The organism is Pedococcus sp. P1_H8 (genome assembly GCF_056405175.1).
The window spans coordinates 1-458 of the sequence record NZ_JBFUCP010000218.1; the positions used below are offsets into that span (position 1 = coordinate 1).

Below are 458 nucleotides of genomic sequence, written 5' to 3' on the forward strand. Positions count from 1 at the left end.
GTGTGCGGCCTACCTGCAGACCGCTGAGCGGTGCGACCTGGAGACCGCTGAGCGAAGCGACCTAGAGACCCAGGTCTGCCTCGAAGGAGGCCTCCTCCAGCCGCTGCTTGATCGTGGTGAGGAACCGACCCGCGTCGGCGCCGTCGACCAGGCGGTGGTCGTAGGTCAGCGGCAGGTAGCACATCGACCGGACGCCGATGGACTCGTTGCCGGTCTCGTCGGTGACCACCACCGGACGCTTGACGATCGCGCCCGTGCCCAGCATCGCGGCCTGCGGCGGGACCAGGATCGGGGTGTCGAAGAGCGCGCCCTGGCTGCCGATGTTGGTGATCGTGAAGGTGCCACCGGACAGCTCGTCCGGCTTGAGCCCACCGGAGCGGGCACGCTTGGCGATGTCCGCGATGGCGCGGGCCAGACCGGCCCGCGACAGGTCGCCGGCGTTGTGGATCACCGGGGAG

Annotated in this window: 1 protein-coding gene; it reads right to left on the reverse strand. The window is 69.9% G+C overall.

Going from position 1 to position 458, the window contains the following annotated elements:
* Positions 1 to 61: 61 nt before the first annotated feature.
* On the reverse strand, positions 62 to 458 hold a 397-nt coding region (locus AC1DYG_RS19670; RefSeq protein WP_477641536.1), incomplete at its 5' end, for a 2-oxo acid dehydrogenase subunit E2.